Source organism: Variovorax sp. P4_B11 (assembly GCF_056402355.1).
This window is the reverse complement of record NZ_JBFUHO010000069.1, coordinates 1-26145: the sequence shown is the minus strand read 5'-3', so window position 1 is coordinate 26145 and position 26145 is coordinate 1. Positions and strand designations below refer to the sequence as shown.

Here is a 26145-nt window from a genome sequence, read left to right as displayed (position 1 = left end):
CGGGCGTTCAGCCCTTGACCGAACCGGCCATCAAGCCGCGGACGAAATACTTGCCGGACACGAGGTACACGACCAGCGTGGGAATGGCCGCGATGAACGCGCCGGCGAAGTGAACGTTGTATTCCTTGACCCCGGTGCTGCTGTTCACCAGGTTGTTCAATGCCACCGTGAGCGGATAAGAGCTGAAGTCGCTGAATGACGCACCGAACAGGAACTCGTTCCAGATGTTGGTGAACTGCCAGATCACGGTCACCACAATGATCGGCGTGCTGTTGGGCAGAAGGATCCGACCCATCACCCCAAAGAAGCCGGCACCGTCCATGCGGGCCGAGCGGATCAGCTCGGACGGGAATGCCGCGTAGTAGTTGCGGAAGAAAAGAGTCGTGAAGCCGATGCCGTACACGGTATTCACGAAGATCAGGCCCTTGACCGTCCCCGCGAGCCCCAGGAAGCCGAGCGTCTTCGCCATCGGGATCAGCACGATCTGGAACGGAATGAAGACCGAGAAAAGCATCGCGGCAAACATCAGGTTCGCGCCGCGGAACTTGAACTGCGTGAGGATGTAGCCGTTCAGGGCACCGATCAGCGTGGACAGCACCACCGCGGGAATGACGAGCAGGAACGAATTGATGAAGAAGGGCCGCAGACCGGTCGGTTGCACCCCGATCTGCGCCGTGCTCCAGGCGCTCAGCCAGGGCGCGATCGTCCAGGCGACAGGCAAGGACATCATGTTGCCGGTTCGGATCTCGTCGAGCGGCTTGAACGAATTCACCGCCATCACATAGACAGGCATCAGGAAGACCACGGCGCACAGGAACAGCACGACGTAGAGGACGATGCGCGCGATGTCCAGCCTGGGCTGGACCCCGCTGGCCCCGTGTACATGCACGGCGGCATGCGTAGCTGCATTAGCCATTTTTGACCTTCCGCATTTCGCTCAAGAGGTAGGGAAGCACCACCGCACCGATGGCCACCAGCATCAGCACCGAACTCGCGGCACCGACGGCCATCTCGTTGCGGGTGAACGTGTACTGATACATGAACACCGACGGGAGCCACGTCGAGCGGCCTGGGCCGCCGTTGGTCAAGGCGATGACCAGGTCATAGGACTTGATGGCCATGTGCGCGAGGATCACGAAGGCCGAGACGAACACCGGGCCCAGCTGCGGCAGGATGATTCGCAGGTAGATCTGCCAGGTCTTCGCGCCGTCCACCTTGGCCGCGTTGACCTGTTCGGTGTCCACGCCGCGCAGTCCCGCGAGGAACATCGCCATCACGAAACCGCTGGTCTGCCACACGGCGGCGATCACCACGCAGTAGATCGCCATCTCGCTGTCCTTGATCCAGGTGAAGGAGAAGCTTTCCCAGCCCAGCAGATGGATCGAGCGTTCCAACCCGACGCCCGGGTCCAGCAACCACTTCCAGGCCGTACCGGTGACGATGAACGACAGTGCCATCGGGTAGAGGAAGATGGACCTGAAGACGCTTTCGGAGCGGATCTTCTGGTCGATCAGGATCGCCAGCCCGAGACCCAAGGCCATGGCGATCACGATGTAGAGACTCGCGAAGGTCGCCAGGTTGACGAGGGAGACCTGCCAGTTCTCCAGTCCGAGCAATCGCGTGTAGTTGGCCGTGCCCGCCCATTCGAACGACGGCATCATCGTCGACGTGGTGAAGGACAGGTACATCGTGAACATGATGTAGCCGTACACGCACACCAGCACGAGAAACGCGCTGGGGCTGAACAACAACTTCGGCAGGTAACCGGCTTTCATGGCAGTGCTCCGATAGCCGGGTGATGGGGATCACCCGAAGGTCAAGGGTTGATCGGATCGCTCAGTTCCTGGCGGCCGACAGCAGTTCCGCGACGGCCTTCTTGTCGTCGATCTGGCCGTTGAAGTGACGCGTGATGACATCGTAGAAGGAACTCTTCATCGAAGCCGGAACCGCATGGCCGTGCGCGATGGAGCCGACCAGCGTGTTGTTCTTGCTGGCCTCGGCCGCGTCCTTGATCGCCTTCTTGCCGCACTCGTCGAACGCGGCGTCCGACACATCATTGCGCGCCGGCGCCGCGCCCTTGATGACATTGAACGACGACTGGAACGAGGGGTCCATGACGTCCGCGGCCATCTTCATCTGTGCCGCGGTCTTTGCCGGATCGCTCAACTTGAACATCGCGAAGTTGTCGGTGTTGAATGACGCGGAGCCCTGAGTCCCCGGGAAGCGGTAGCACGCGAAGTCCTTGCCTGGCACCTTCTTGGCGTTGACGAACTCGCCCTTGGCCCAGTCACCCATGATCTGGAAGCCGGCCTTGCCGCTGATGACCAAGCCCGAAGCGACGTTCCAGTCGCGTCCCGAGAAGTCCTTGTCGACCAGCTTGCGGATCTGCGTCATGCGCTGGAACACCTTCAGCGTGGTCGGCGAGTTCAGCGCCTTCGGGTCCAGGTCGATGAACGCCTTCCTGTAGTAGTCGACACCGCCCGTCGACAAGACGACGCTGTCGAAGACGGTCGCGTCCTGCCACGGCTGGCCGCCGTGAGCGATCGCGATGAAGCCGGCCTTCTGCACCTTCTCGGCGCTGGCGATGAATTCGTCGAAATCCTTGGGTTCGGTGGTCACGCCCGACTTTGCAAGCACCTCCTTGTTGGCCCAGATCCAGTTGGTCGTGTGGAGGTTGACCGGGACGGCGATCCACTTGCCGTTGTACTTGGCGAACTTCTGCAGTTGCGGCGGGACGATCTTGTCCCAATTGCCTTTGGCCGCCAGGTCGTTCAGGTCGGCGAGCACGCCCTGCTTCGCCCAATCCTGGACGTCGAAACCGAGCAACTGCACAGCGGTGGGCGGGTTGCCGGCCGTGACGCGTGCCCGCACGGCAGTCATGGCCGCTTCGCCGCCTCCGCCAGCGACGGGCATGTCGTTCCAGGTGACGCCTTGCTTCTCGAGGTTGGTCTTGAGCACGTTGAGCGCCGAGGCTTCGCCGCCGGAGGTCCACCAATGGAGGACCTCGACGCTTTCCTTCTGGGCGAATGCCGGCATTGCCGCGGATGCAACGATCGCCATGCTGATGAGCTGCTTTTTCATGGAAGTCTCCTTTGTGGTGATTAACGGGACAGGTACCAGTCGGTGCGTTCACCGAGATGCATGTGCAGGGTCTTGGTTTCGGTGTAATCCTCGGTCGCAAAGCGGCCGAGTTCGCGGCCGATTCCGCTCTCGCGGTAGCCGCCGAAGGGCAGCTCGGCGTGGCCTTCGAGGAAGGTGTTGACCCAGACCGTGCCGGCCTTGATGCGGCGCGCCGCGCTGAGGCAGGTGCTGAAGTCCTGGCTCCAGACGGCAGCCGACAGGCCATAGAGCGTGCTGTTGGCCAACTCGACGGCCTGGTCCAGGTTCTTGAAGCTCAGGACCGCCAGCACCGGGCCGAAGACTTCCTCCTTGGCGATGGCCATGTCGCGGGTGACGCCGGTCACGACGGTCGGTTCCACGTACATGCCGGTCATGTCCATCCGCGCGCCACCGAGGGCAATGGTGGCGCCGCCGCGGCGAGCGCCCTCGACGTGCGACAGGATCGTCTCGAGCTGCTTGTCTGTCGTGATCGCGCCGACCTGCATGCCGGGTGTCAGCGGGTCGCCCACTTTGACGCGCTTGGAGCGCTCGACCACCGCAGCCGTGAAACGCTCGGCAATCGCTTCGTGCACGAGAATGCGGCTTCCGCTGTTGCAGCACTGGCCGGCATTGAAGTAGATGCCGAACACGGCCGCGTCGACGGCTGCGTCCCAATCGCAGTCTGGAAAGATGATCTGCGGGTTCTTGCCGCCCAGCTCCATCGAGACCTTCTTCAAGGTCTGGGCGGACTTCGCAACGGCCTGCTTGCCGATGGCGGTGGACCCGGTGAAAGACAGCATGTCGACATCCGGATGGGTCACCAGCACCTCGCCCACCACGCTGCCACGGCCGACCAGGATGTTCACGACCCCGTCCGGCAGGCCGGCGGCCTGCAGGATCTCGCCGAGCATCACGGTCGTGCCGGAGGTCACCTCGGCCGGCTTCACGACGGCCGTGCAGCCGGCCGCCAGGGCAAACGGCAGCTTCTGGCTGACGATCAGAAACGGGAAGTTCCAGGGCGTGATGACGCTGACCACGCCGATCGGTTCGCGCAGTACGATGCCGAGCGTCTTCTCGCCAAGGGTGTTGTAGCTGTCGCCGTGCAGGTTGCGCGCCAGTGTCGCCGCGTAGTGCCAGAGGTCGGCTGCGCCTTCGATCTCGGCGAGCGACTGGGCGATCGGCTTGCCGTTCTCGAGCGTTTCCATCAGCGCCAGGTCGTGCTTGCGAGCAAGGATCCCGTCGGCCACGGCGCGCAGCACGCGGGCGCGCTCGGCGCCCTTCATGTGCGGCCACGGACCTTGGTCGAACGCCTTGCGTGCTGCGCCGATGGCCCGTTCGGCATCGACGACGCCAGCCTGCGCGTAGACAGCCACCAGCGTGTCATGGGCGGGCGAGTTGCGCTCCAGCGTGGCGCCATCTGCGGCATCGACCCAGGCGCCGTCGATGAGGAGTTTGCCCTGGAATGGCGCGCGGCTCGGCGCATCGGCTTGGGGGGAGACTGTGGAAGTACGCATGGGTGTGTCCAGTGGGTGGAAGATCAGCGGCCCAGGTAGCTGGGTGAGCGTTTTTCTTTGAAGCTGCGGATGCCCTCTGCGGCGTCCTCGGTGGATGCGGCCAGCGCGCCGGCCATGGCCTCCAGCGTGGCGGCAGCGTCTTCACCGGCGGCGGCGTTGATCAGTTGCTTTGTCAGCTGCAGCGAAACAGGCGCCTTGGCCGTCATCTCGCGTGCCAGTGCGCTCGCGCGGCGCCGGAGGTCGGCCGCCGGCAGCACCTCGTGAACGAGCCCTGCAGCCAAGGCGTCGGCGGACGACTGCCGGATTCCGCTCAGCGCCAGGTACTTGGCGCGGCTGGCGCCCATCAACTGCACCAGTCGCTGCGTACCCGACCAGCCAGGGCAGGTGGCGATCGACGCCTCGGGCAGCGCGAACTGCGCCTGCGCCGCAGCAATGCGAATGTCAGCCGTGATGGCGAGCTCGAGGCCGCCGCCAAACGCGTGTCCGTTGATCGCGCAGATGACGGGCTGGCGCAAGCGCGCCCACTGGTCGAAGACCTGATGGCCGCGACGCACCCATCGGCGCCACATGTCCAAAGGCTGGAGTGCCGCCCACTCGTTGATGTCGGCGCCCACGCAGAACGCCTTCTCGCCTGCGCCCACGAGGATCACGACCCGCACGCCAGCATCGCCATCGAGCTCCCGCGCCGCGCTCTCGAGCGCGTCGAGCATCGAAGGCGTCAATGAATTCAGTTTCGCCGGCCGGTTCAACGTGACCGTCGCCACGGACCCCTCGCGCTCGAGAAGAATCAGGGAATCAGCCACGACGCAGCTCCTCTGCCTTGAGCTTCAGACCGAAGGGCGTATCGCGAAACAGAGCGGCGTCCATCCATCGAAGGTCGTCGGCGACGCGCAACGGGATGTCGGCCTGGTCCAGCACGTCGCGCTGGAGGTCGATGCCTGGCGCAATCTCCCGCACCACCAGGGCGTCATCCTCCAGGTCGATCACGCAGCGCTCCGTCACGTAGGTCACTCGTTGTCCGCGTTGGCGGCCGATCACGCCGCTGTAGGTGATGTGCTCGGCAGACTCCACGAACTTCCGCGTCTTGCCCTCCTGGAGGATCGTCAGCTTGCCGTCGCCCACCTCGAGCTTGGCACCGGCTGTGAAGAAGCCAGAAAACACGATGCGCCTGGCGTGTGAGGTGATGTCGACCAAGCCGCCGCAACCGGCGGTCAAGTAGGGCTTCGATCCCAGCTTGGAGACATTCACGCTCCCATTGCGATCGACCTGCAGGAACGACAGCAAGGTCACGTCGAAGCCACCGCCCTGGAAATAGGTGAACTGGTTCGGCGAGGCCATGATCGCGTCGGCGTTCGATGCGCATCCGAAGGCGAAGCCGAGCAGAGGCATGCCGCCGATCGCGCCCTGCTCGATCGCCCAGGTCACCTCGCCGTGCAGCCCTTCTTCGAGAAGGACACGCGGCACATTGGCGGAGATGCCGAAGCCGAGATTCACTGCGTGGCCGTGCGCCAGCTCCATGGCCGCGCGGCGCGAAATCACCTTCTCGGCCCCCCAGGCCTGCGGCTCGAAGGTCGCGAGCGGCTGGGCGATCTCGCCACTGATGGCCGGATCGTAGGGCGTCTGGGTGGTCTGCCACTGGTCCGGGTCGACCACGATGTAGTCCACCAGGTTGCGCGGCACGTGCACATCGTGCGGGCGCAGGCTGCCCTCCTTCACGACGCGCTTGACCTGGGCGATCACGATGCCGCCATTGTTCCGCGCAGCGAGCGCCTGGTCCAGGCCCCCCAGCAGGGCCCCCTCGTGCTCGTAGCTCAGGTTGCCATGCTCGTCGGCGGTGGTGGCACGGATGATCGCAACCTGCGGCGCAATGGCGGGAAAGTAGAGCCACTCCTGACCGTCGAAGGTCTCCTTGCGAACAACAGGATGTGCCGCCGCCGCTGCGTTCATCGCGCAGCCTTGCTGATCCGGATCGACGAAGGTTCCGAGCCCGATCTTGGTCAGCACGCCGGGGCGCCTGGCTGCGGCGTCGCGGTGCATGTCGTAGAGGATGCCGCTCGGGATGTTGTAGGCCTCGATCTGGTTGTCGACCACCATGCGCCAGATGGCCGGCATCGGCAACGAGGAAGGACCGCTGGGGTAGGACCCCGCCAGCACGCGGGACAGCAGCCCCGGCTTGGCGATGTGGTCGATGCCCTTGATGCCGTACATGTCGCCGGCGGCGATCGGATTCAACGTCGTCAGATCGCGCGGTTGACCTTCTTTGTCGAACCGTGCGCCGAGCGCCGCCAATACCTTGTCGGGGCAGCCGAGGCCGCTCGACGAACTGATGCTGACCACGTCTGCGGTGCGAATCAGGGCGGCCGCTTGATCGGCGGTGATCACTTTCTTCATGGGAACTCCTAGGCTTGAGTGGTGGCGACGCGAACCGTCCCCCCGGTGTGGCAGGCCTCGGCGATCGCCAGGGCGGTGGCAAGGGAACGAAGCCCGTCGACGGCGGTGGCGGCCGGCGCTCCCTCGCCGCGGAGCGCGTCGCAGAAGCGAGCGACCCCGCGGGCGTACAGGCTTTCGTGCCGGACTTCGATGGCGCGCTCGCCTTGGGCGTCGCGCAGCAGCACTTCGCCCACTGCGCGCTGCGTCATCACGTTGCGCCCGAAGACGGAGCCCTTGTCGCCGTGGATCTCGATGCCTGTTCCGGCAAAGGGCGTGGTGAAGGCATCGTGCAGTTGCGCCAGGACGCCGTTGTCGAAACGCAGAACAGCCATCGCGCCGTCTTCGAGGCCTTCGCGCGCCAGGGCGGCGGATTGCGACATGCCGACGGCTTCGGTCGGTTCGGCGTCGAGGATGAAGCTCAAGGTGTCTGCGTCATGCACCGCGATGTCGAGGATGACCCCGCCGCCTGCGGACGGTTTGTCGATGCGCCATCCCTGCAGGTGCACGGGCAGGTAGACCGCATGGAAGACCCGCGCGAACAGCGGTCGGCCAATGGCGCCTCCCTGGACCAGCTCCCGCAGCTTGCGGTGAGTGGCCGCGTTTCGCAGGTGATGGTTGGTCGCCATGACCACGCCCGCCGCGGCGCAGGCCCGGACCATCCGCAGCGCATCGTCGAGCTTCAGCGCAAGCGGCTTCTCGCACAGCACATGCTTGCCCGCCGCGGCAGCCGCAATGACCTGCTCGGCATGCAGTTCGTTGGTCGTGCTGACATACACGACTTGCACGGCCGGATCCGCAAGCAATGACGCCACGGCATCGTGGGCGCCCGCAATTCCGTGCTGGGTCGCGAATGTCCTCGCACGCTCGGCGCTGCTGCTCATCACGGCGACGACCTCGTGCCCGGGCTGCGCGCGAATCGCATCGATCATGTGCTCGGCGGCGATGGTGCTTGCACCGATCAAGCCCCAGCCAGTCTGCGTCTTGTTGTCCATTTTTGTCTCCATTGCGGTACATTCATTGGAACGGTTGAATGAATTATTGGAACGTTCCAGTAAAAGATCAAGCCTTTGCGTGCCGGGCTAGGGAAAACACCTAAATCATGGACAGATCAGAGTCATCCAGGGCGATCACGATCCTCGACGTCGCGGCAGCCGCGAAGGTCTCCAAATCGACCGTTTCGTTGGTTCTCAAGGCGAGCCCGCTGATTCCCGTCGAGACGGCCGAGCGTGTCCGGGCAGCGGCACGCCAGCTTGGCTATGTCTACAACCGACGCGCCGGAGAACTGCGCGGCCGCTCGTCCAGGACCATCGGCGTCGTCGTCAACGATCTGGCCAACCCCTTCTTCGCGGAGATCCTCGTCGCCGTCGAGCGCACGCTGGTCGAGGCCGGCCATGTCGTGCTGATGGCGCACACCAACGAAGACCTGGATCGGCAGACACAAGTCATGCGCACGATGCGCGAACAAGGGGCAGCCGGCCTGGTGCTGTGCCCGGCCTACGGGACCCCTCGCACATTCCCCAAGGAAGTGCAGTCCTGGTCGATTCCCCTGGTTGTCATGATTCGCACGCTGGGTCCCGGTCGATACGATTTCGCCGGCGCCGACAACGAGCGGGGCGTCTACGCGGCCACCAGGCACCTGCTGGATGCGGGGCACCGACGCATCGGGTTCCTCGGCGGCCTGACGGGCGTGGTGCTCGAGCAGCGACTGAAGGGCTTCCGGGCGGCATTGGCCGAGCGCGATGTCCCATTCAACGACGACTGGCTCGTGGCGACGAAGCCCACCCGGCAAGGCGGCTACGAGACGATGAATGCCTTGCTCGACAGGACGCCGCGGCCGACCGCAGCGATTTGCTACAACGATGTCGTCGCCTTCGGGGCGCTCTCCGCACTGGGCGAACGAGACATGCGGGCCGGCGTCGACTTCGCCCTGATGGGATTCGACAACGTCCAGGACGCGGCGCACTCGAATCCTCCCCTGAGTACGGTAGACGTCCGCCCCGCGGAACTGGGCGCTCACGCTGCGGAGATCCTCCTCGAGCGCATCCGGGTCCCGGGTCGGGCCCGCCAGACATTCCTGGCGCAACCGCAGTTGGTGCTGAGGCAGTCCGGCTAGGGCGCCGCGTCAGTTCACGCCACATGCGACCTCAAGATAGGACTTCATGCGCTGGCAGGCCAACTCGGGGTCGGCAAGCACGCCGCTCTGGTCGGCCAACTCGAAGACCTTGGCAAAGTGCACGGCACCGCGCGCGGATTGCGCGCCACCGGCCATCGAGAAGTGCTGCTGATGGCCGTTGAGCCAGGCCAGGAACACGACGCCCGCCTTGTAGTGTCGCGTTGGCGCGCGGAAGATCTCGCGCGACAGCGCCACGGTGGGATCAAGGAGGGCACGGAAACGTTCGGGTTTGCCCTTGCCGAGTTCACCGAGCGCAACGGCCGCGACCGGCGCGATGGGATCGAAGATTCCGAGCAGCCCATGCGAATGGCCGGAGGCATCGCCCGCGATCAGTTCGGCGTAATTGAAGTCGTCGCCGGTATACATCTTGATGCCCTCGGGCAGCCGGCGACGAAGCTCGAGTTCCCACTTTGCGTCCAGCAACGAGACCTTGATGCCCTCGACATGTTTCGCGTTGTCTCGAATCAACGCCGCCACCGTGTCCAGCGCGCTGGCCAGATCTGCGCTGCCCCAATAGCCGCGCAGCGCCGGGTCGAACATCTCGCCGAGCCAGTGGAGGATGACGGGCTGCGACGTGTCGCGCAGAATGCGCCCATAAAGCGACAGGTAGTCCTCCGGCCCCTTGGCGCAGCGGGCCAGCGCACGGCTGCACATGAGGATGGCGCGCCCGCCCTCGGCTTCGACCACCGACAGTTGCTCCCTGTAGGCCGCCTCGACGTCGGCGAGCGTGATCTCGGCGCCGATGGCGAGTTGGTCGGTGCCCACCCCGCACGCCAGGTCGGCCCCTGGGACCGTGCGGGCATGACGCAAACTGCGCTGAATCAGTTCGCGAGCGACAGGCCAATCGACCCCCATGCCGCGCTGGGCCGTGTCCATTGCTTCAGCGACCTTGAAGCCCAAGCGGTACAAGTGCTCTCGAAACGCAAGCGTGGTGTCCCAGTCGACGCGCGGCGACGCGTCCCATGGATCCACCGTGGCGATCGGATCGACGACGACGTGGGCGGCAGCATAGACAGTGCGGTTGAATGCCGGCGCGGTGGACTGTGGTGCAACGGGCTCGCCGATGACCGTGTAGTTCATCAGAGCGCCATCGGATTGCGGAAGTCGGATTTTCATGATTTCTCCAGGGGTTGGGACGTTGACGACGGATGCGCCGTCAGTGCAGTGCCGGCTGCTGCTCGGCCGAACTGAGAATCTGTCCGAGAAAGGCCTTCAGCTTCGGGTGCTCCGGGCAGCCGAAGAAGGCCTGTGGGCGTGCCTCTTCCAGCACGCGGCCTTCGGCCATGAAGATGACCCGGTCTGCGACTTGACGCGCGAAGCCCATCTCGTGGGTCACACATATCATCGTCATGCCGTCGTCCGCCAGGCCGATCATCGTGTCGAGCACTTCCTTCACCATCTCCGGATCCAGCGCGGAGGTCGGCTCGTCGAACAGCATGATCTTCGGATGCATGCACAGCGCCCGCGCGATCGCCACGCGCTGTTGTTGCCCCCCGGAAAGCTGGCTTGGATGCTTGTGCGCCTGATCGGGAATCCGCACCCGTTCCAGGTACTTCATTGCCGTCGCCTCGGCCTCGTCGTGCGAAACGCCGCGCGAATGCATCGGTGACAGCGTGCAGTTCTGCAGTACGGTCAGATGGGGGAACAGGTTGAACTGCTGGAACACCATGCCGACTTCACGGCGAACCGCATCCACATTCCTTCGCCGATGTCCGGTGAGTTCGATGCCGTCCACCACGATGCGGCCCTTCTCGATCTTTTCCAGGTGATTGATGCAGCGAATGAGTGTGGACTTGCCCGACCCCGAGGGCCCGCAAACGACGATCCGCTCGCCCGCGCGGACCTCCAGGTCGACTTCGGTCAGGACCTGGAACTGCCCAAACCACTTGTTGGCCTTCTCGATTCGGATGATGGGTTCGGTGCTCATGGGGTTGCCATTCGATCGTGGGTTCCCGCCGCTTCAGTTTGCCGCCGGCATCGGCGTGGTCGGCAGCGTCGGCAAGTCCGTCTGCAGCCATTTCTTGTAGAGCTTGTTCAGTTCGCCGTTGTCCGCGTACTTGCCCACGAAGGCATCGACGCCATGGAGCAGGTCGGGCTGCCCCAGGCGCATCGCCGGCGCCATGTACTGTTGCCGCAGCACCAGCTTGGTCTCGTAGACGTCCCCGAGCCGCTTGGCGACTTGCTGCGCGATGGTCGTCGCGCAGCCCAGCGCATCGACTTGTCCCGAGAGCAGCGCCTGCATCGCCGACGCATCGTCATCGAAGCGACGGATCTCAGTGCCTTCGGGCGCGACAGCGGTCAGCGCAGTGTCTTGCGTGCTCGCTCGTGCAACGGCCACGCGCACACCCTTCAGGTCGGCCGGCGTCTTGATCGAGAGCTTCTTCTGGCCATACAGCACGATCGTCGCAGCGCTATGCGGCCGGGAGAACTGGACCTGCTTGGCGCGCTCGGGCGTCGGCGAGAACGACGCGATGAGCAGATCGACCTTGTTGGTCAGCAGGAACGGAATCCGGTTCGGTCCGGTTACCGGGACGAGATTGAGCTTGACGCCCCAGTCCTTCGCCAGCAACTTGGCCACGTCGGCGTCGTATCCGTCCGGCTGATTCGAACCGTCCACGGTGCCGTAAGGAGGGAAATCGACCAGGATGCCGATCGTCACCGTCCCCTTCTTCTTGATTTCATCCACGGTCTGCGCAGTCGCATTCATTGCGAGGGAACCCAGCAGACCCCCGCACAGTGCGGCAGTGGCGAAGGTCATGAAGCGGCGGCGTGCATGGGAATGGAACATGATGTCTCCTGGTCTGTGGTTCGATGAAAGCGGATTGGCGTGGGACTACCGAGCGGCTGCGCGTTTCAGGCGCTGCTCCATTCGTCCTGCCAGCGACGAGAGCGGCCAGCACAAGGCGAAATAGACCGCCCCCACCACGCTGAAGATCGCCTCCGATTGCTCCATTGGAACGGTTGAATGTATTATTGGATCGTTCCAATAGCAGCGTCAACGGGTTCTAGGGAAAACACCCATGCCTTGGAAGAGCCCGGCTGCCGCGGGCGGCGGGCGGCAAGGTCTCGTCGTAGAGTCGGGGAAACAGTCAATCAACCATGCGCAATCCATCCATGCCCCGTTCGGTCACGATCCTCGATGTCGCGGCAGAGGCAAACGTTTCCAAGTCGACCGTATCGCTGGTCCTCAAACACAGCCCCCTCATTCCGGCCGAGACGGCTGGACGGGTTCGCGAAGCAGCGCGCAAGCTCGGCTATGTGTACAACAGCCGAGCCGGCGAATTGCGTGGCGGCGCCTCCAAGACGATCGGCGTGATCGTCAACGACCTCACCAATCCCTTCTTCGCCGAGATCCTGATCGGTGTCGAGCGAAAGCTGGTCGAGGCGGGATACATCGTGTTGATGGCCCACACCAGCGAGGACGTGGTCCGGCAGAACCAGGTCTTGCGCACGATGAGGGAGCAAGGGGCTGCCGGCCTTGTGCTGTGCCCGGCCTACGGAACGCCGCGCAGCTTGACGAAAGAAGTGGCGTCGTGGGGCATGCCGATGGTCGTGATGGTCCGCACCTTGGGTCCCGGCGCCTACGATTTCGCGGGTGCCGACAATGAAAGAGGCATCTACGCGGCCACCAGGCACCTCCTCGATTCGGGGCACACCCGTATCGGATTCCTCGGAGGTCGCACCGGCGTTGTGCTCGAACAGCGTCTGAAGGGATTCAGGGCGGCGCTGGCCGAACGCAAGCTTGCGTTCGACGAGGAACTGCTGGTCCCGGCGCATCCGACGCGACAAGGCGGGTACGAATCCATGAACACCCTGCTGGACAAGAAGCCGCGACCGACCGCAGCCATCTGCTACAACGACGTGGTTGCCTTTGGCGCCATGTCTGCACTCGGCGAGAAGGGCATGCACGCCGGCGAGGATTTCGGCTTGATGGGTTTTGACAATGTCCAGGATGCGGCGCATTCCAACCCTCCGCTCAGCACGATCGACATTCGTCCCGGCGAGTTGGGCGAGCACGCAGCGGCGATCCTCCTGGATCGCATTCAATCACCCGACCGCGCGCGTCAAACCTTTCTGGCCGAGCCGCGTCTTGTGCTTCGCCAGTCCGGTTGAGAGCCGGCCGGGCTGAGCGCGGCGGCGACGGCCCGCAAGCGGCCGCCCAGGCCGTCCAGGCCGTCCAGGCCGCCCCCTATCCCAGAATGCTCTCGAGGTCGGCCTCGTCGCTGCCGGCGTCGAGCTTGAGGCTTTCCTGGATGTGATCGAGGTGGTGAAGCATGAGCGTCTCGGCGCGCCGGGCGTCGTTTCGCTTGATGGCCTCGACGATCTCCTCATGCTCGTCGGCGCGGCAGCTGGTGGCGGTGGGCGCGTCGTACAGCGAGATGATCAGGCAGGTCAGGGTCGACAGCTCGCGCATGGTGCGCGCCAGCGCCGAGTTGCCTGCCAGCTCGGCCAGCAGCAGGTGGAATTCGCCGGACAAGCGCACCACGGCCCGCGCATCGTTGCGCTGACGCGCGTCGGCCTCGAGTTCGAGATGCCGGCGCAGGCGCTGCATCTTGAAGTCGTCCATCACGCCGACAAGCCGGCGCAGCACGCCGGGCTCGATCAGGCGGCGCGCCTCGAAGACATCCCGCGCCTGCTCGATGGACGGCTTGGCGACATGCGCACCGCGCTGCGGCACCAGTTCGACGATCTGCTCGTGGGCCAGTCGGGCCAGCACCTCGCGCACCTTGGCGCGGCTGGTGCCGAAGATGGTGGCCAGCCGGTCTTCACCGAGCTTGGTGCCCGGCGCCAGCCGATGTTCGAGGATCGCCGTGGAGATCTTCTCGGCGATGGCATCGACGCTCTGCTCGCGGCCCGGCCCGCTCGCTTCCTTGGGAGAAATCTGTTTCTTTGGCATGCCTTGCGATCTTAACGACGGAGCTCGGACATCAGGAAGCCGTCATGTCGGCGAATGTTCATCTCTGTGTGCGGTCTCGCGCGAGCAGCCGTGCGATGCCCTCGGGCAATCCATGGTTCGGCTTGATCGGCGGCGGTGCGAAGCTGCCCTGGCGCGCGGGCAGCGTCCCCAGCGACACCAGCGTCTGCGCATGGCACACGGCACTCGACACGCCATCGACCACGGGCACGGGGATCCGGTCCCGGATGGCCCGCGCCAGGCCCGCCAGCGGTGCGCCGGCGATGATGATCACGTCCGCACCGTCGTCCTGCACGGCCGACAGACACAGCGCTTCCAGGCGCGCGCTGTGGTCTTCCTGGACGCGCCCGATATCCTTCAACGGGTTGTCCAGGTTGCGGATGCTCGCCAGCCGATCACTCAGGCCGTTGGCACGAACGCATTCGCGATACCACGCGGTGATCCGGTGCGAGATCGCCACGATCGAGAAGCGCTTGCCGAGCAGGCAGGCACTCATCAACGCCGCCTCGGTCAGACCGACCACGGGGATGTCGAGCACTTCGCGCAGCCCGTCGATGCCCGGGTCGCCGAAGGCGGCGACGACGATGGCGTCGTGTTGGTCGCAATGCTCGGCGGCCAGCGTGGCGGTGGCGAAGGCGCCGATCAGCGATTCGAAGCGGGTCTCGATGTAGGCGACGCCGAAGGGCGCGGTGAGTACTTTGATGCGGGTGTCCGGCGCAGCGGCGCGGCGCGCCTCTGCCTCGATCAGGTCGGAAACGCTCTGGGAGGTGTTGGGGTTGATCAGCAGCAGGTTCATGGTAGGCCTCGGTGACTGCGTGGTGTCAGGGGACGGGTCGCGCGGCCGGCAGCAGGCTCGGCCTGCCGCGCTTCAGGAACTGGCCGCGGCCGGCGCGCGGATGGAAGGTGTGGCCGTCCCACACCACCTCGCCGCGCGCGATCGTCAGCGCCGGCCATGCCTTCACCTCGATGCCCTCGTAGGGCGTGTAGTCCACCGCGTGGTGAAGATCGGCATTGCGCACTTGGCGCGGCGTCGCGCCCCAGACCACGAGGTCGGCATCGGCACCGATCGCGATGGTGCCCTTGCGCGGATGCAGGCCGTAGGCCTTGGCGGGGTTGGTCGACGTCAGCTCGACGAAGCGGTTGATGGTGATGCGGCCGTCGAGCACGCCGTGCGAGAACAGCAGCGGCAGCCGCGTCTCGATGCCCGGGATGCCATTGGGAATGTGGCGGAACCCGACCTCCTGGCCGCCCGGCTTCTTGCCTTCCGGCGCGTCGTAGCGGAACGGCGCGTGATCGGAGGAGAAGATCGTGAACAAGCCGTCGGCCAGGCCGTTCCAGATGACTTGCTGGTTGTCCTTGTTGCGCGGCGGCGGGCTGCACACGCAGCGTGCGCCGCCATAGCTGTCGTCGATGCCGAGGTCCTCGGCGGTGAGGAACAGGTACTGCGGACAGGTCTCCGCGAACACGTGCAGGCCCTGCGCGCGCGCCCAGCGGATCTGCTCGACGGCTTCCTTGCCCGACACGTGGACGATCATGATCGGGACGTCGACGAGTTCCGACAAGGCGATGGCGCGATGCGTCGCCTCGCGCTCGACCAGCATCGGCCGCGAATGCGCGTGAAAACGCGGCGCCGTGCGGCCACTGGCCTCCAGGCGCCTGGTCAGCCATTCGATGCAGTCGGCGTTCTCGGCGTGGATCATCGCCATCGCGTCGTGGCGCCGCGCCACTTCGAGCACGTCCAGGATCTGGCCGTCGTCGAGCTTGAGGTCGTCGTAGGTCATGTAGATCTTGAACGAGGTGTAGCCCTCGGCGATCAGCTGCGGCAACTCGTGCTTGAGCACCTCTTCGGTCGGATCGCTGACGATCAGGTGAAAGGCGTGATCGACGTGCGCGCGGCCTTCGGCGCGCTCGTGGTAGTCGCGCACCGCGGCGCGCAGCGACTGGCCTTTTTCCTGCGCGGCGAACGGGATCACGGTGGTCGTTCCGCCGCATGCCGCGGCACGGGTTCCGGTGTCGAAATCGTCGGCCATCCGCACCGGCGCCTGCATGGGCTGGTCGAGATGGCAGTGCGCATCGACGCCGCCCGGCGTGACGAAGGCGCCGGCCGCATCGATCTCGCGGACGCCGGCAGGCAAGCCCGTGCCGAGTTGAACGATGCGGCCGTCGACGATGCCGATGTCGGCGTCGAAGGTGTCGCTGGCCGTGGCCACGCGCGCATTGCGCACGACGAGATCGAGACCCTTGGCGCTCATGAGAACAGGCCTCCCCAGCCCTTGACGCCGCGCGTGTCGACGCCGGTGATCTTCAGCGCCTTCCAGACCACGGTCGCCACCGAGTCGTAGATCGGGATGCCCAGCTCGCGCTCCATCTCGTCGACCAGCGGCGCACCGTGCAGGTTGGTGCACATCACGGTGATGGCGTCGGGCTTCGCCTGCGCCACCTCGCGAATCATCTTGCGCAAGGTATCGGGTGCGACTTCGGCGAAGGAGAAATTCACCGTCAGGTCGAGGTGCCGTTCGGCGATGCACTCGACGTCGAGTGCCGCGTAGTTGGCGACGATGCGCCGTTGAACGTCCTCGACGTAGGGCGACACCAGGCCCAGCGTGCGTGCGCCCTGCGCAGCCAGCAGGTCATTGAGCGCCAGCACCGAGGTGGTGGCGGGAATGCCCGTCACCTCGGCGATGCGTGCGCACAGTGCGCGATCGCGCTCGAAGCCGAGCCAGCTCGCCGAGGTGCCGCTCCAGCAGATCACGTCGACCTTCGCGTCGGCGAGCAGGCCGGCCGCGTCCAGGATCGCGCGCTCGTCGAACTGGCCCTGCGACTTCTCGCCCATCGAGATCTCGGTGACCCGGAATCGCGAGAAGTGCGCCGAGACGCCCGGCATGCCGGCGACCATGGCGCTGGTCAGCGGCTCGAGCGCCGTGTTGGAGGAAGGCGTCAGGACGCCGATGCGTTTTTTCTGGGACATGTCGCGGGCCTGGAAAGTGGACTAGACGGGCAGCTTCTTGCTGTAGTCGATCAACAGCGTGGAGCAGACGAACAAGCCTGCACCCGCCGCGGCGAAGAGCATCAGCGCCAGGAAGTAGGAACCGGTCGCCTGCACGATCAGGCCGACCACGATCGGCACGCCGATGCCCGCGACGTTGCCGCCCAGGTTCATCGTGCCGCCCAGGAAGCCGACATGCGCCCGGCGACCGAGGATCGACGGCACGCACCAGAACAGGCCGCACCAGCGCAGGAAGAACAGCGTGATCGACAGCAGGATGACGACCAGGACCGGGCTCGTGATCTGCGACACCGTGTAGATCGCAATGGTGGCGATCACCGAAGAGATGCCGAACAGCGTGCGCAGCACCTTGCTGGTCGAGGCGCCCGCGGCCTTCCACTTGTCGGCCAGCCAGCCGCCGAACATCTCGCCGACGAAGCCCGAGAAGAACATGATGAACACCGCCCCGCCCATCTGCTTGATGTCGAAGCCATGGACCTTGGACAGGTAGTTCGGCATCCACGTGAGCAGGCCGTAGAAGAGCGCGTTGAAGCACATCCAGCCGAAGAACATGCCCCAGACCGAACGGAAGCGCAGGAAGTCGAGCAGGCGGCCGCTGGCGCCTTGCGGCTCGCTGGCGGCGTCCTGGGCATGGCTGGCCTCGATGTACCGGGCTTCCGCCTCGTTGACGCCGGGATGCTGGCGCGGATGGTTGCGGATGTAGCTCCAGGCGAAGAAGCCGGCGACGACGGTGCCGACGCCCGCGATCACGAAGGACAGGCGCCACGAGCCGAGCACCGCGATGAGGCCCGAGATCAGGATCGCGCCCAGTGCGGCGCCCAGTGGCGCGCCGCCGTCGAGCAGGGTCGCGCCCCGGCCGCGCTCGTTCTGCGTCATCCAGATCCCGTTGAGCTTGCCGCCCGCCGGATAGATCGGCGCCTCGGCGGCCCCCAGGCCCAGGCGGGTCAGCAGCAGGGGGACCCAGCCGGTGCAGAAGGCGGCGATGGCCTGGAAGAAACCCCAGCCGAGCGTCGCGCCGGCAATGACGACGCGAGGACCGAAGCGGTCGGCCAGCATGCCGCCCGGAATCTGCATCAGCGCATAGGTCCAGAAGAATGAACTGAGCAGCAGGCCCTGCACGGCCGGTCCGATGTCGAACTCCTTGGCGATCAGCGGCATGGCCACGGACAGCGACGCCCGATCGATGTAGTTGATCGAGATGAGGAACAACATCATCAGGAAGATCTTCCAGCGAACCTTCGAGGGCTGGAGGGCGGTGTCGGGCGCTGCGGCGATCGCTGTCGCGCCGGCCGTCATGGTGGGTTGCATCGGTTTGTCTCCTTGCGTGGCGGGGTGCCAGCCTGCAGGGACGCACCCGGCAGGCTGGCGAGCTTGCAGCCGCGAGTCGGGGCGGGTCTGACCAATGCACCACCGAGGCTGTGGGCGGACTTTAGATTTTGTCGAATTTCATGTCAACAATGATGTTGACAATTAATGTCGACGTTAGTGAAAACACCTAGGAAGTCCGCCTGCCCCGCAGGACTCACCCCGCCTTCGCGGCAGGCATTTGCGCAAAGTACGCCATGGCGGCCAGCACGCCACTGCCGGCCAGCGGCACCCCTGCCAGCTTCAGGCCCATCTCGACCCCCGTCAGGGCGGCCATCAGCGTCAGGTCGTTGCAATCGCCCAGGTGCCCGATGCGGAACATGCGGCCCTTCAGCTTGCCCAGCCCGGCGCCGAGCGAGAGATCGAAGCGCTCGTGGATCAGCTTGCGCAGCGCATCGGCATCGACCCCTTGCGGTGTGATGACGCCGGTCAGCACCGGCGAATGAACCCGCTCGTCCGCGCATTGCGTCGGCAGCCCCCAGGCACGCACCGCGGTGCGAACGCCCTCGCCCCAGCGCTGGTGGCGCTCGAACACCGCTGGCAGGCCTTGCTCGAGCAGCATGTCGAGCGCTTCGCTGAGTCCGTAGAGCAGGTTCGTGCTGGGCGTGTAGGGCCAGTAGCCGCCCTTGTTCATCTCGACGATCTCGTCCCAGGCCCAGAAGGCCTTGGGCAGGCGCGCCGTCCTGCCGACCTCGATCGCCTTGGGCGACAGCGCGTTGAAGCTGATGCCCGGCGGCAGCATCAGCCCCTTTTGCGAGCCGCTGATGGTGACGTCGACACCCCACGCGTCGTGGCGGTAGTCGGCACTGGCCAGGCCGGAGATGGTGTCGACCATCAGCAGCGCCGGATGGCCCGCCGCGTCGATCGCGCGGCGCACGGCGACGATGTCGGAGGTGACGCCCGTGGAGGTCTCGTTGTGCACGACGCACACGGCCTTGATGCGATGCGCGCCGTCCTTGCGCAGGCGCTCCTCGATCAGGTCGGCCTGCACGCCATGGCGCCAGCTGCGCGGCAGGCCGGTCTCGTCGATGCCCGGCAAGGCCAGGAACTCGGGCTCCAGACCCAGCCTTTGCGCCATCTTCTGCCACAGCGACGCGAAGTGGCCGGTCTCGAACATCAGCACGCTGTCGCCGGGACTCATCACGTTGACCAGCGCGGCCTCCCACGCGCCGGTGCCCGACGCCGGATAGACGACCACCGGATGCCGCGTCTGGAACACCTGCTGCAGCCCGCCGATCACCTTCATGCCGAGGGTTGCGAACTCGGGCCCGCGATGGTCGATGGTCGGCAGGCTGATCGCCCGAAGAATGCGGTCGGGCACGGGGCTCGGGCCCGGAATCTGCAGGAAATGCCGGCCGCTGGGATGGTTGTCGAGTGCGATCATGTCTGTCTCGGTCCTTTGTCTTGTTCAAGGGTCTACAACTGCACCGACGCACGGCCGATGCCCGGAAATTCAACGCTGACGAGCTCGCCCTCGGCCGCAGTCAGAACGCCCACCCACGTGCCGGTGGTCACCATCGTGCCGGCCGCGACGCGCTCGCCATGGCGCGTGGCGTGACGCAGCCACGCCGGCAGCACCTGCGCAGGGTCGCCGAGCGAGTGGCTGCCGCAGCGTTCGACGGGCGCCTGCATGCCGATGCGCACCGCGCAGGTCTGCGCGCTCCAGTCCCGCCCGGCGAACGCAACCCAGTCGCCCAGCACCAGCGCGCCGTGCGATTGCAGGTCGGCCAGCTTGCACAGCGCAGGCGCGTCGAGGCCTTCCTGCCAACGCGAATCGACGATTTCGATCGAGACCGCCATCGCATCGACCAGGGCACGCGCACTGTCGACCTCCAGCGTCGATGCAAGCGATGGATCGACCTCGCGTCCGAGCCGCAAGGCCACTTCGGCCTCGATGCCGCGCAGCCGGAACGGCCAGTGAACGGCGCGCGCCGGGCTGGTCCAGACGCCGCCCGGCGGCAGCGGCGCGCAGGTCAGCAGCGCGTCGCGCGACGGCCCGCCCGCTTTCCAGTACTGCGGCGGCGAGCGCGCGAACCAGCCGCACTCGGCGGCCACCCGCTGCTGCACCGCATAGGCGTCGCCGGCGTCGCCGAGAGCGTCGGCCAGCGGGGCGGCAGGGAGCAAGCGGTTGTCGCGGCGCGCGCGAACCAGCGCTTCGGCGACTGCATCGATCCTTGAAAGGGACATATCGATTTCCTGTTCGGTTTCGGAAAGCTCAGAAGAAGGCGCTCAGCGACGCCAGGTCGGCCACTTCCATATGCACGGCGGTACCTTGCGATGCGAACAGCATCCCGGTACACGAGCCGGTCGTGACCACGTGGCCGGCCTTGAGACCCGCGCCGCGCGCCATGCAATGGTTGGCAAGCCACACCAGCAGCCCGCCGACGTCGGGGTGGGCGTGTTCGCCGACCGTGTGCGCGACGACCTGCTCGTCGAAGCGCATCACGACCTCGGTCCGTTTCAGGTCGAACCACGCGGGCTCGAAAGCCTCGGGCTCGCCGAGCACGAGTCCGCCATGGCACTGCAGATCGGCGAGCAGCGCCGCGGGATCCGCATCGAGCCAATCGGCCAGGCGGGTTTCCGCCACCTCGATCGCGGGCAGCACCGAAGCGATCGCCTGCGCGACCTCGTCGCGCGTGTAGGGCCTGGCGCGCGGCGGCAGGTCGGAGCCCAAGCGGAAGGCGACCTCGGCTGCGGCACCGCGCAGACGCCACGCCGAGCCCTGGAGCACCGCCCCGTTGGGCATCAGCCCCTCGGCCGGCAGCGGCGCGCAGACCGGCTCCTGACCGGGGCCGCTCGCGCCGACTTTCCAGCCCCCGATCGGGCCGATCGCCGCCAGCGTCGCATCCTGGATCGCATAGGCCTCGTCGCGATCTCGCGATTTCAGCAGCGTCGACGGCACACGCCGGCCATCGCGCCGCGCAAGGCACAGTGCCTGCGCCGCCGCGACCGGCGTGAACTCGGCCGGCACGCCTGCCGACGCCGTCAAAGCACGGGGAAGCGCTGCCATGGATGGGCTTCCTCGATCGAGCGGGCCAGCGCGAGCAGCGCGTCGTCCGCGCCTTCGCGGGCCACCAGCTGCATGCCGACCGGCATGCCGTCCGCGAAGCCGCAGGGCAGCGCAATGGCCGGCAGGCCGACTGCATTCGCGAAGCCCGCGAACACCGCGTGCCCGCGCGGCCCGACCTCGCGCCCGTCGATGCGCGACGGATGCGTTTGATTCGCCGGCCACGGCAGCGCAGCCGCCGCCGGCGTCAACAGGAAGTCGTATCGGTCGAACAGGCGCGACAGCGCGTTGCGCAACCGTTCCGCTTCGAACAGCAGGTCGAACAGATCGGAAGCGGCGGCCTTGCGGCCGGCTTCGGCATTCGCCTGCATCACCGGGCCGAACAGCGAAGAATCGAAGGGCCGGCCGGACAGGGCCTGCGGGTGCGCAACGAGCCATGCCAGGCCCACCTGCGCCAGCAGCGGCCAGCGTTCATTGACCGCCTCGACCATGTCGAAGTCCTGCGCCGTCGTGAGCGCGTGGCCCAGCGCGGCGAGCCGCCGAGCCGCCGCCGCGGTCAACGCCGCGATCTGCGGATCGACGGGGTGATCGCCGAAGCGCGGTATGAAGAGAATGCGCGCGCCTGGCGAACGGCCCTCCTCCATCGCGCCGCGGCCGATCACCCGCATCATCGCCTCGACGTCGGCCACGCTGCGCGCAATCGGCCCCGCCACCTCGAAGTCGAGAAAGATCGGCGGCAATCCGCCGCCGCGCGGCACCCGCCCCCGGGAAGGCTTGAAGCCGACCAGGTTGGTGTGCGAGGCGGGCCTGCGGATCGAGCCACCGCCGTCGGTGCCCAGGGCGATCGGACATCCGCCGGCGGCCACCAGCGCCACCGCCCCACCCGATGAGCCGCCCGGCGTGAGCGCCGGGTTCCACGGATTGCCCGTGGGGCCGAACACCGGGTTGTCGGTGTAGCCCTGCATCGTGAACTCGGGCACGTTGGTCTTGCCGAAGATCACCGCGCCGCCTTCGCGCAGCCTGGCGACCGGAAGCTCGTCGCGCTCGGCGGTGAGTCCGCCGAGGGCACGACTGCCCCAGTGGGTCGGCAGGCCCCGCACCTGCAGGTTGTCCTTGATCGTGACGGGCACTCCGTCGAGCGCGCCGAGCGCCCGGCCTTGGCGCCAGCGCGCGCTGCTTTGCTCGGCGGCGTGCGCCGCACCTTCGCCGTCGAGCGTGATGAGCGCGTTGAGCCGCGGGTTGACTTCGGCGCTGCGCGCCATGCAGGCCCGCAGCGCCTGGGTCGGCGTGAACGACGCATCGCGAAAGCCGGCCACGAGCTGCGTCGCCGTGAGTTGCCAGAGCGGGCTGTTCATCGCGGCCTCACATGTGCGCCGGCAGCCAGGTCACCAGCTGCGGCACGGCCATCAGCAGCAGCGTGAACAGGATCATGATCAGCGCATAGGGCAGCGCGCCGTAGATCGCGTCCTCGATGCCGCCCTTGTCCGGACGGATGCCGTGCACGACGAACAGGTTCATTCCCACCGGCGGCGTGATCAGTCCCAGCTCGCACATCAGCACGATGAAGATGCCGAACCAGATCGGGTCGACGCCGATCGCGGTCGCGATCGGGTAGGTGATCGGGATCGTCGCGACCTGCATCGACAGCACGTCCATGAACATGCCGAGGATCAGGTAGAACACGATCAGGGCCAGGATCAGGCCGGTGGCCGACAGCCCCAGTCCCGCGACCCACTTCGTCATCGCCTCGGCGACGCCGGTGAGACTCACCGTCAGGTTCAGGATGAAGGCCGCCGCGACGATCAGCAGGATCATGCCGCTCACGCGCGCCGTCGAGACACAGCAGTTGCGCAGCAGCTCCCGGTTCAGCTTGCCAGACTGCCAGACGAAGCCGAGCGCCGCCATCACGCCCAGCGCGGCACTCTCCGCCGCGGTGGCGATCCCGAAGTACAGGCTCCCCATCACGATGCCGAACACCACCATCGGCGGGATCAGGTGCACGAGCACGCGCAGCCGTTCGTCGAGCGGCACCTTCGGCTCGCGCATCGCCTTGCCGCTGGCCAGGCTCGAGATCGCGATCCAGAGCATGAAGCACAGCGTGAGCAGAAGGCCCGGGATGATGCCGGCGATGAACAGCTTGCCGATCGAGTTGTTGGTGAGCGACCCGTAGACGATCATGTTCACGCTCGGCGGAATCAGGATGCCGAGCGTTCCACCGGCCGCCAGGCTGCCGAGCGAGGCGCGCATCGGGTAGCCACGCTTCTGCAGCGAGGGCAATGCCACCGTCCCGACCGTGGCAGCGGTGGCGACCGACGAGCCGGAGGTTGCCGCGAACAGCGCGCAACTGCCGATGTTGGTGTGCAGCAGCCCGCCCGGCAGGCGGCCGAGCCAGGCCGACAACGCGATGTACATGCGGTCCGCGATGCCGGAGCGCAGCAGCAACTCGCCGAGCAGCACGAACAGCGGCACGGAGGTCAGCAGGGCTTCGTTCTGCACGCCCCACACCACCGGCGCGATCGAGTCCATGAAGGGGACGCCGTAGGCGGCGATGCCGCCGATGATCCCGACCGCCGCCATCGACACGGCGATCGGCATGCCGGCCAGCATCAGGGCGAGCATCGAGAAGAACGCGAGTCCGACCAGTGCGATGTTCATGATGCCGCTCCTTCGGCCGCCTGGCGCACCTTGAGGTCGTCGAGTTCCTCCTTCAGCTCTTCCTTCGCGCTTTTCGGATGGAAGTCGCTGTTGAGCGTGGCGATGTCGCCGCGCAGCAGCAGCCGCGTCGCACGCCATGCCAGGGCGCAGGCCACCAGCGCGAAGATCACCAGCCCTGCGTACCAGACGCCTTGCGGGATGATGAGCGGCGTCGCCCAGGGCGTCTGCGCGGTGCTGCGGTAGGCCATCGTGTCCTGGATCACCTTGAACGCGACCCAGGCGATGAACACGGCCAGGGCAGCCAGCGAGAGGATCGATATCCAGTTCAGCAGCGCCTGCACGCGCAACGGGAACTTCTCGTGGAAGACGTCGACACGGATGTGATTGCGCCCCAGGAGGGCCAGGCTGAAGGCGATCGTCGAACCCACGGCCAGTGCATAGCCGCCCAGCTCGTCGGCCCCTTGCAGCGAAACGTTGAACAACTTCCGCGAAAGGGTCTCGATGGTGACGATCACCGCCAGGCCCAGGAAGATCGCGCCGAAGGCGGTGGCCAGCACCGTCTCCATGCGCGCCGTGAAGTCGACATGCCCGGCGGGCGCCACCTTCCCGGTGGGCGCTGCAAGGGGCCGCCGCTCGCTCGTCATGACGCCGCTTTTCACTTCAGCCCCAGCACCGGTGCCACCGTCGCCTGCCAGGTCTTCGAGCAGGCGGGGTTGGACTTGTCGCACACTTCGGCCCACACCGGCAGCGACACCTTGTTCACGGCGCTGCGCACCAGCTCGATGTCAGCCGGCGTGACCGGCACGTTGACGAGGTTGAACTTCTTGCCGGTGGTGCACGGGTCCTTGCCCGCATTGCAGTTCAGGGCGTCCTGGAACAGCTCCTCGGAGTACTTCCAGACGTCGTCGGTCAGGGCGTCGAAGGCCTTCTTGAGCTTCGCCTGCTGGTCGGGCGCCAGCGCGTTCCATGACTTCAAGGTCATGCCGTAGCCGTTGAGCGCCATCTGGAAGCCGATCGCCATCTGATGCGTCGTCACTTCCGGCCAACCCGCCGAGTTGGCCGAGCTCGGTCCGGTGATCGCGCAATCGACCACGCCGAGCGACAGCGACTGGTGCGTGTCGGCGAACGACACCGGCACCGGCGTGCCGCCCACCATCTCGATGAACTTGGCCAGGTTCTGGTCGTACACGCGCACCTTCATGCCCTTGATGTCGGCCAGCTTGGCGACCGGTTTCTTGCAGAAGAGGATCTGCGGGCCGAAAGGCCAGACGCCGAGCAGCTTGACGCCGAACTGCGCCTGCAGGCGCGCATCCGCGGTATCGAAGTAGGCCTTGGCGACCTTGCGGCCCGTGGCGTAGTCCGGCGCCGCGCCCACCAGGTCGAGCCCCAGGATGGTGGGCTCGTCGCGGGAGTTCTGCGACACGCGCAGCGACACGATGTCGAACAGCCCCGCCTTCATGACGCGCAGCTGCTCGGTGTCCTTGATGCCCAGCGTATCGATGGGCTTGTAGTCGACGTCGATCGGCAGTCCGGTCCTGCCTGCGAAGTTCTCGAAGAACGGCTGCTCCTTGTTCTTCTGGATCAGCCCGGTGGCCAGCGGCTGGCCGACGGCTTTCAGCTTGATCCTGTCTTGTGCGTGGGAAGCGGGCAGCGCGAGCATCACTGCCACAGCGACCGTGGCAATGGATTTGAGGCGCGGGTGAAACAGCATGAAGACTCCTGGAGAGAAGAGAGGGGTTGGCGGGGCGGCACTTCGGAAAAGATGTGCCATTGGATCCCGCCGCAGCGCCGGGCTGCAGACGATTCCGCTGCGTGGGAACAGGCGCGAAATCTCTTCTGAATCAAGGACTTGGCGCTGCACGCCGGTGGAAGACAGGGGCGCCCAGGCCGCCGCCGGGCCGCCCCAAGGCGGCCTGCGGCCCCCCGGGGGGCAGCGACCACACGCAGTGAGGGAGCGTGGGGGCCGGGAGCGTGGGGGCC

The 26145-nt window shown here is 66.2% G+C and carries 24 protein-coding genes; 2 read left to right on the top strand and 22 right to left on the bottom strand.

From position 1 onward, the window contains the following. Positions 1–7: 7 nt before the first annotated feature. The 7 genes from AC1DYD_RS35020 to AC1DYD_RS34990 all read right to left on the bottom strand — a co-directional run bounded on the left by AC1DYD_RS35020 (position 8) and on the right by AC1DYD_RS34990 (position 8035). On the bottom strand, positions 8–916 hold the full coding sequence (locus AC1DYD_RS35020; protein WP_478177333.1) for a carbohydrate ABC transporter permease: 909 nt from the start codon (positions 914–916) through the stop codon (positions 8–10). Beyond that, positions 909–1775: a carbohydrate ABC transporter permease gene (locus AC1DYD_RS35015; RefSeq protein WP_478177332.1), complete on the bottom strand. Its 867-nt coding sequence runs from the start codon at positions 1773–1775 to the stop codon at positions 909–911. Before AC1DYD_RS35015 ends, AC1DYD_RS35020 begins: the two co-directional genes overlap by 8 nt. A 61-nt stretch (positions 1776–1836) precedes the next feature. Continuing rightward, the gene (locus AC1DYD_RS35010; RefSeq protein WP_478177331.1) at positions 1837–3081 is read right to left on the bottom strand and encodes an ABC transporter substrate-binding protein; all 1245 of its coding nucleotides are present in this window, start codon (positions 3079–3081) and stop codon (positions 1837–1839) included. Positions 3082–3101: 20 nt separating this feature from the next. Next, on the bottom strand, positions 3102–4613 hold the full coding sequence (locus AC1DYD_RS35005; protein WP_478177330.1) for an aldehyde dehydrogenase family protein: 1512 nt from the start codon (positions 4611–4613) through the stop codon (positions 3102–3104). 23 nt (positions 4614–4636) lie between these two features. Next, entirely contained in the window at positions 4637–5416 is a 780-nt protein-coding gene (locus AC1DYD_RS35000) for an enoyl-CoA hydratase/isomerase family protein (RefSeq protein ID WP_478177329.1), read from the bottom strand. After that, a complete protein-coding gene (locus tag AC1DYD_RS34995) occupies positions 5409–7004 on the bottom strand; it encodes an acyl CoA:acetate/3-ketoacid CoA transferase (protein ID WP_478177328.1) in 1596 nt (531 codons plus the stop codon). The genes AC1DYD_RS35000 and AC1DYD_RS34995 overlap by 8 nt, the downstream gene beginning before the upstream one ends. 8 nt (positions 7005–7012) lie before the next feature. Then, positions 7013–8035, bottom strand: a complete 1023-nt coding sequence (locus AC1DYD_RS34990; protein ID WP_478177327.1) for a Gfo/Idh/MocA family protein — start codon at positions 8033–8035, stop codon at positions 7013–7015. 104 nt (positions 8036–8139) lie between these two features. On the opposite strand from AC1DYD_RS34990, the gene AC1DYD_RS34985 reads away from it, so the two are divergent. Then, positions 8140–9156, top strand: a complete 1017-nt coding sequence (locus tag AC1DYD_RS34985; protein ID WP_478177341.1) for a LacI family DNA-binding transcriptional regulator — start codon at positions 8140–8142, stop codon at positions 9154–9156. 9 nt (positions 9157–9165) lie between these two features. Here the strand turns inward: AC1DYD_RS34985 and AC1DYD_RS34980 are convergent, their stop codons facing one another. The 3 genes from AC1DYD_RS34980 to AC1DYD_RS34970 are packed head-to-tail and all read right to left on the bottom strand — an operon-like array spanning position 9166 to position 12004. Beyond that, the gene (locus AC1DYD_RS34980) at positions 9166–10332 is read right to left on the bottom strand and encodes a dihydrodipicolinate synthase family protein (protein WP_478177326.1); all 1167 of its coding nucleotides are present in this window, start codon (positions 10330–10332) and stop codon (positions 9166–9168) included. Positions 10333–10372: 40 nt separating this feature from the next. Continuing rightward, positions 10373–11143, bottom strand: coding sequence for an amino acid ABC transporter ATP-binding protein (locus tag AC1DYD_RS34975; RefSeq protein WP_478177325.1), 771 nt, complete (start codon positions 11141–11143; stop codon positions 10373–10375). A 33-nt stretch (positions 11144–11176) separates the two neighbouring features. Next, positions 11177–12004 carry a transporter substrate-binding domain-containing protein gene (locus AC1DYD_RS34970; protein WP_478177324.1) on the bottom strand — a complete coding sequence of 276 codons (828 nt, stop codon included), beginning with the start codon at positions 12002–12004 and terminating at the stop codon, positions 11177–11179. 311 nt (positions 12005–12315) lie between these two features. Between AC1DYD_RS34970 and AC1DYD_RS34965 the strand changes: the two genes are divergently transcribed. Then, the gene (locus tag AC1DYD_RS34965) at positions 12316–13329 is read left to right on the top strand and encodes a LacI family DNA-binding transcriptional regulator (RefSeq protein ID WP_478177323.1); all 1014 of its coding nucleotides are present in this window, start codon (positions 12316–12318) and stop codon (positions 13327–13329) included. A gap of 76 nt (positions 13330–13405) precedes the next feature. Here the strand turns inward: AC1DYD_RS34965 and AC1DYD_RS34960 are convergent, their stop codons facing one another. From AC1DYD_RS34960 to AC1DYD_RS34905, 12 genes are all read right to left on the bottom strand, one after another. Then, complete coding sequence (locus AC1DYD_RS34960; RefSeq protein ID WP_478177322.1) at positions 13406–14113, bottom strand: GntR family transcriptional regulator; 708 nt, start codon at positions 14111–14113, stop codon at positions 13406–13408. A gap of 58 nt (positions 14114–14171) precedes the next feature. Continuing rightward, positions 14172–14927 (bottom strand): aspartate/glutamate racemase family protein, encoded by a 756-nt coding sequence (locus AC1DYD_RS34955; protein ID WP_478177321.1) that lies wholly within the window; start codon positions 14925–14927, stop codon positions 14172–14174. Between the two features lie 25 nt (positions 14928–14952). Next, a complete protein-coding gene (hydA, locus tag AC1DYD_RS34950) occupies positions 14953–16383 on the bottom strand; it encodes a dihydropyrimidinase (protein WP_478177320.1) in 1431 nt (476 codons plus the stop codon). Next, the gene (locus AC1DYD_RS34945) at positions 16380–17099 is read right to left on the bottom strand and encodes a maleate cis-trans isomerase family protein (protein ID WP_478177319.1); all 720 of its coding nucleotides are present in this window, start codon (positions 17097–17099) and stop codon (positions 16380–16382) included. Before AC1DYD_RS34945 ends, hydA begins: the two co-directional genes overlap by 4 nt. Before the next feature lie 21 nt (positions 17100–17120). Next, entirely contained in the window at positions 17121–18434 is a 1314-nt protein-coding gene (locus tag AC1DYD_RS34940; protein ID WP_478177340.1) for an MFS transporter, read from the bottom strand. 226 nt (positions 18435–18660) lie between these two features. Continuing rightward, the gene (locus AC1DYD_RS34935) at positions 18661–19887 is read right to left on the bottom strand and encodes a pyridoxal-phosphate-dependent aminotransferase family protein (RefSeq protein WP_478177318.1); all 1227 of its coding nucleotides are present in this window, start codon (positions 19885–19887) and stop codon (positions 18661–18663) included. Between the two features lie 32 nt (positions 19888–19919). Then, a complete protein-coding gene (locus AC1DYD_RS34930; RefSeq protein ID WP_478177317.1) occupies positions 19920–20690 on the bottom strand; it encodes a fumarylacetoacetate hydrolase family protein in 771 nt (256 codons plus the stop codon). Positions 20691–20718: 28 nt separating this feature from the next. After that, positions 20719–21513: a 2-keto-4-pentenoate hydratase gene (locus AC1DYD_RS34925; protein WP_478177316.1), complete on the bottom strand. Its 795-nt coding sequence runs from the start codon at positions 21511–21513 to the stop codon at positions 20719–20721. Continuing rightward, positions 21489–22865, bottom strand: coding sequence for an amidase (locus tag AC1DYD_RS34920; protein WP_478177315.1), 1377 nt, complete (start codon positions 22863–22865; stop codon positions 21489–21491). Before AC1DYD_RS34920 ends, AC1DYD_RS34925 begins: the two co-directional genes overlap by 25 nt. A 7-nt stretch (positions 22866–22872) precedes the next feature. Next, the gene (locus AC1DYD_RS34915; protein WP_478177314.1) at positions 22873–24165 is read right to left on the bottom strand and encodes a TRAP transporter large permease; all 1293 of its coding nucleotides are present in this window, start codon (positions 24163–24165) and stop codon (positions 22873–22875) included. After that, positions 24162–24809 (bottom strand): TRAP transporter small permease subunit, encoded by a 648-nt coding sequence (locus AC1DYD_RS34910; protein ID WP_478177313.1) that lies wholly within the window; start codon positions 24807–24809, stop codon positions 24162–24164. Before AC1DYD_RS34910 ends, AC1DYD_RS34915 begins: the two co-directional genes overlap by 4 nt. 11 nt (positions 24810–24820) lie before the next feature. Continuing rightward, positions 24821–25876 (bottom strand): TRAP transporter substrate-binding protein, encoded by a 1056-nt coding sequence (locus AC1DYD_RS34905; protein ID WP_478177312.1) that lies wholly within the window; start codon positions 25874–25876, stop codon positions 24821–24823. Positions 25877–26145 lie beyond the last annotated feature (269 nt).

What these genes read in the sequence shown, in the direction of transcription:
- AC1DYD_RS34990 (WP_478177327.1), bottom strand. Translation starts at nt 8,035, where the DNA reads ATGGACAACAAGACGCAGACTGGCTGGGGCTTGATCGGTGCAAGCACC.
- AC1DYD_RS34965 (WP_478177323.1), top strand. Translation starts at nt 12,316, where the DNA reads ATGCGCAATCCATCCATGCCCCGTTCGGTCACGATCCTCGATGTCGCG.
- AC1DYD_RS34945 (WP_478177319.1), bottom strand. Translation starts at nt 17,099, where the DNA reads ATGTCCCAGAAAAAACGCATCGGCGTCCTGACGCCTTCCTCCAACACG.
- AC1DYD_RS35010 (WP_478177331.1), bottom strand. Translation starts at nt 3,081, where the DNA reads ATGAAAAAGCAGCTCATCAGCATGGCGATCGTTGCATCCGCGGCAATG.
- AC1DYD_RS34905 (WP_478177312.1), bottom strand. Translation starts at nt 25,876, where the DNA reads ATGCTGTTTCACCCGCGCCTCAAATCCATTGCCACGGTCGCTGTGGCA.
- AC1DYD_RS34920 (WP_478177315.1), bottom strand. Translation starts at nt 22,865, where the DNA reads ATGAACAGCCCGCTCTGGCAACTCACGGCGACGCAGCTCGTGGCCGGC.
- hydA (WP_478177320.1), bottom strand. Translation starts at nt 16,383, where the DNA reads ATGAGCGCCAAGGGTCTCGATCTCGTCGTGCGCAATGCGCGCGTGGCC.
- AC1DYD_RS34910 (WP_478177313.1), bottom strand. Translation starts at nt 24,809, where the DNA reads ATGACGAGCGAGCGGCGGCCCCTTGCAGCGCCCACCGGGAAGGTGGCG.
- AC1DYD_RS34970 (WP_478177324.1), bottom strand. Translation starts at nt 12,004, where the DNA reads ATGTTCCATTCCCATGCACGCCGCCGCTTCATGACCTTCGCCACTGCC.
- AC1DYD_RS35020 (WP_478177333.1), bottom strand. Translation starts at nt 916, where the DNA reads ATGGCTAATGCAGCTACGCATGCCGCCGTGCATGTACACGGGGCCAGC.
- AC1DYD_RS34980 (WP_478177326.1), bottom strand. Translation starts at nt 10,332, where the DNA reads ATGAAAATCCGACTTCCGCAATCCGATGGCGCTCTGATGAACTACACG.
- AC1DYD_RS34995 (WP_478177328.1), bottom strand. Translation starts at nt 7,004, where the DNA reads ATGAAGAAAGTGATCACCGCCGATCAAGCGGCCGCCCTGATTCGCACC.
- AC1DYD_RS34960 (WP_478177322.1), bottom strand. Translation starts at nt 14,113, where the DNA reads ATGCCAAAGAAACAGATTTCTCCCAAGGAAGCGAGCGGGCCGGGCCGC.
- AC1DYD_RS34925 (WP_478177316.1), bottom strand. Translation starts at nt 21,513, where the DNA reads ATGGCAGCGCTTCCCCGTGCTTTGACGGCGTCGGCAGGCGTGCCGGCC.
- AC1DYD_RS34940 (WP_478177340.1), bottom strand. Translation starts at nt 18,434, where the DNA reads ATGACGGCCGGCGCGACAGCGATCGCCGCAGCGCCCGACACCGCCCTC.
- AC1DYD_RS34975 (WP_478177325.1), bottom strand. Translation starts at nt 11,143, where the DNA reads ATGAGCACCGAACCCATCATCCGAATCGAGAAGGCCAACAAGTGGTTT.
- AC1DYD_RS34935 (WP_478177318.1), bottom strand. Translation starts at nt 19,887, where the DNA reads ATGATCGCACTCGACAACCATCCCAGCGGCCGGCATTTCCTGCAGATT.
- AC1DYD_RS34955 (WP_478177321.1), bottom strand. Translation starts at nt 14,927, where the DNA reads ATGAACCTGCTGCTGATCAACCCCAACACCTCCCAGAGCGTTTCCGAC.
- AC1DYD_RS35005 (WP_478177330.1), bottom strand. Translation starts at nt 4,613, where the DNA reads ATGCGTACTTCCACAGTCTCCCCCCAAGCCGATGCGCCGAGCCGCGCG.
- AC1DYD_RS34915 (WP_478177314.1), bottom strand. Translation starts at nt 24,165, where the DNA reads ATGAACATCGCACTGGTCGGACTCGCGTTCTTCTCGATGCTCGCCCTG.
- AC1DYD_RS35015 (WP_478177332.1), bottom strand. Translation starts at nt 1,775, where the DNA reads ATGAAAGCCGGTTACCTGCCGAAGTTGTTGTTCAGCCCCAGCGCGTTT.
- AC1DYD_RS34930 (WP_478177317.1), bottom strand. Translation starts at nt 20,690, where the DNA reads ATGTCCCTTTCAAGGATCGATGCAGTCGCCGAAGCGCTGGTTCGCGCG.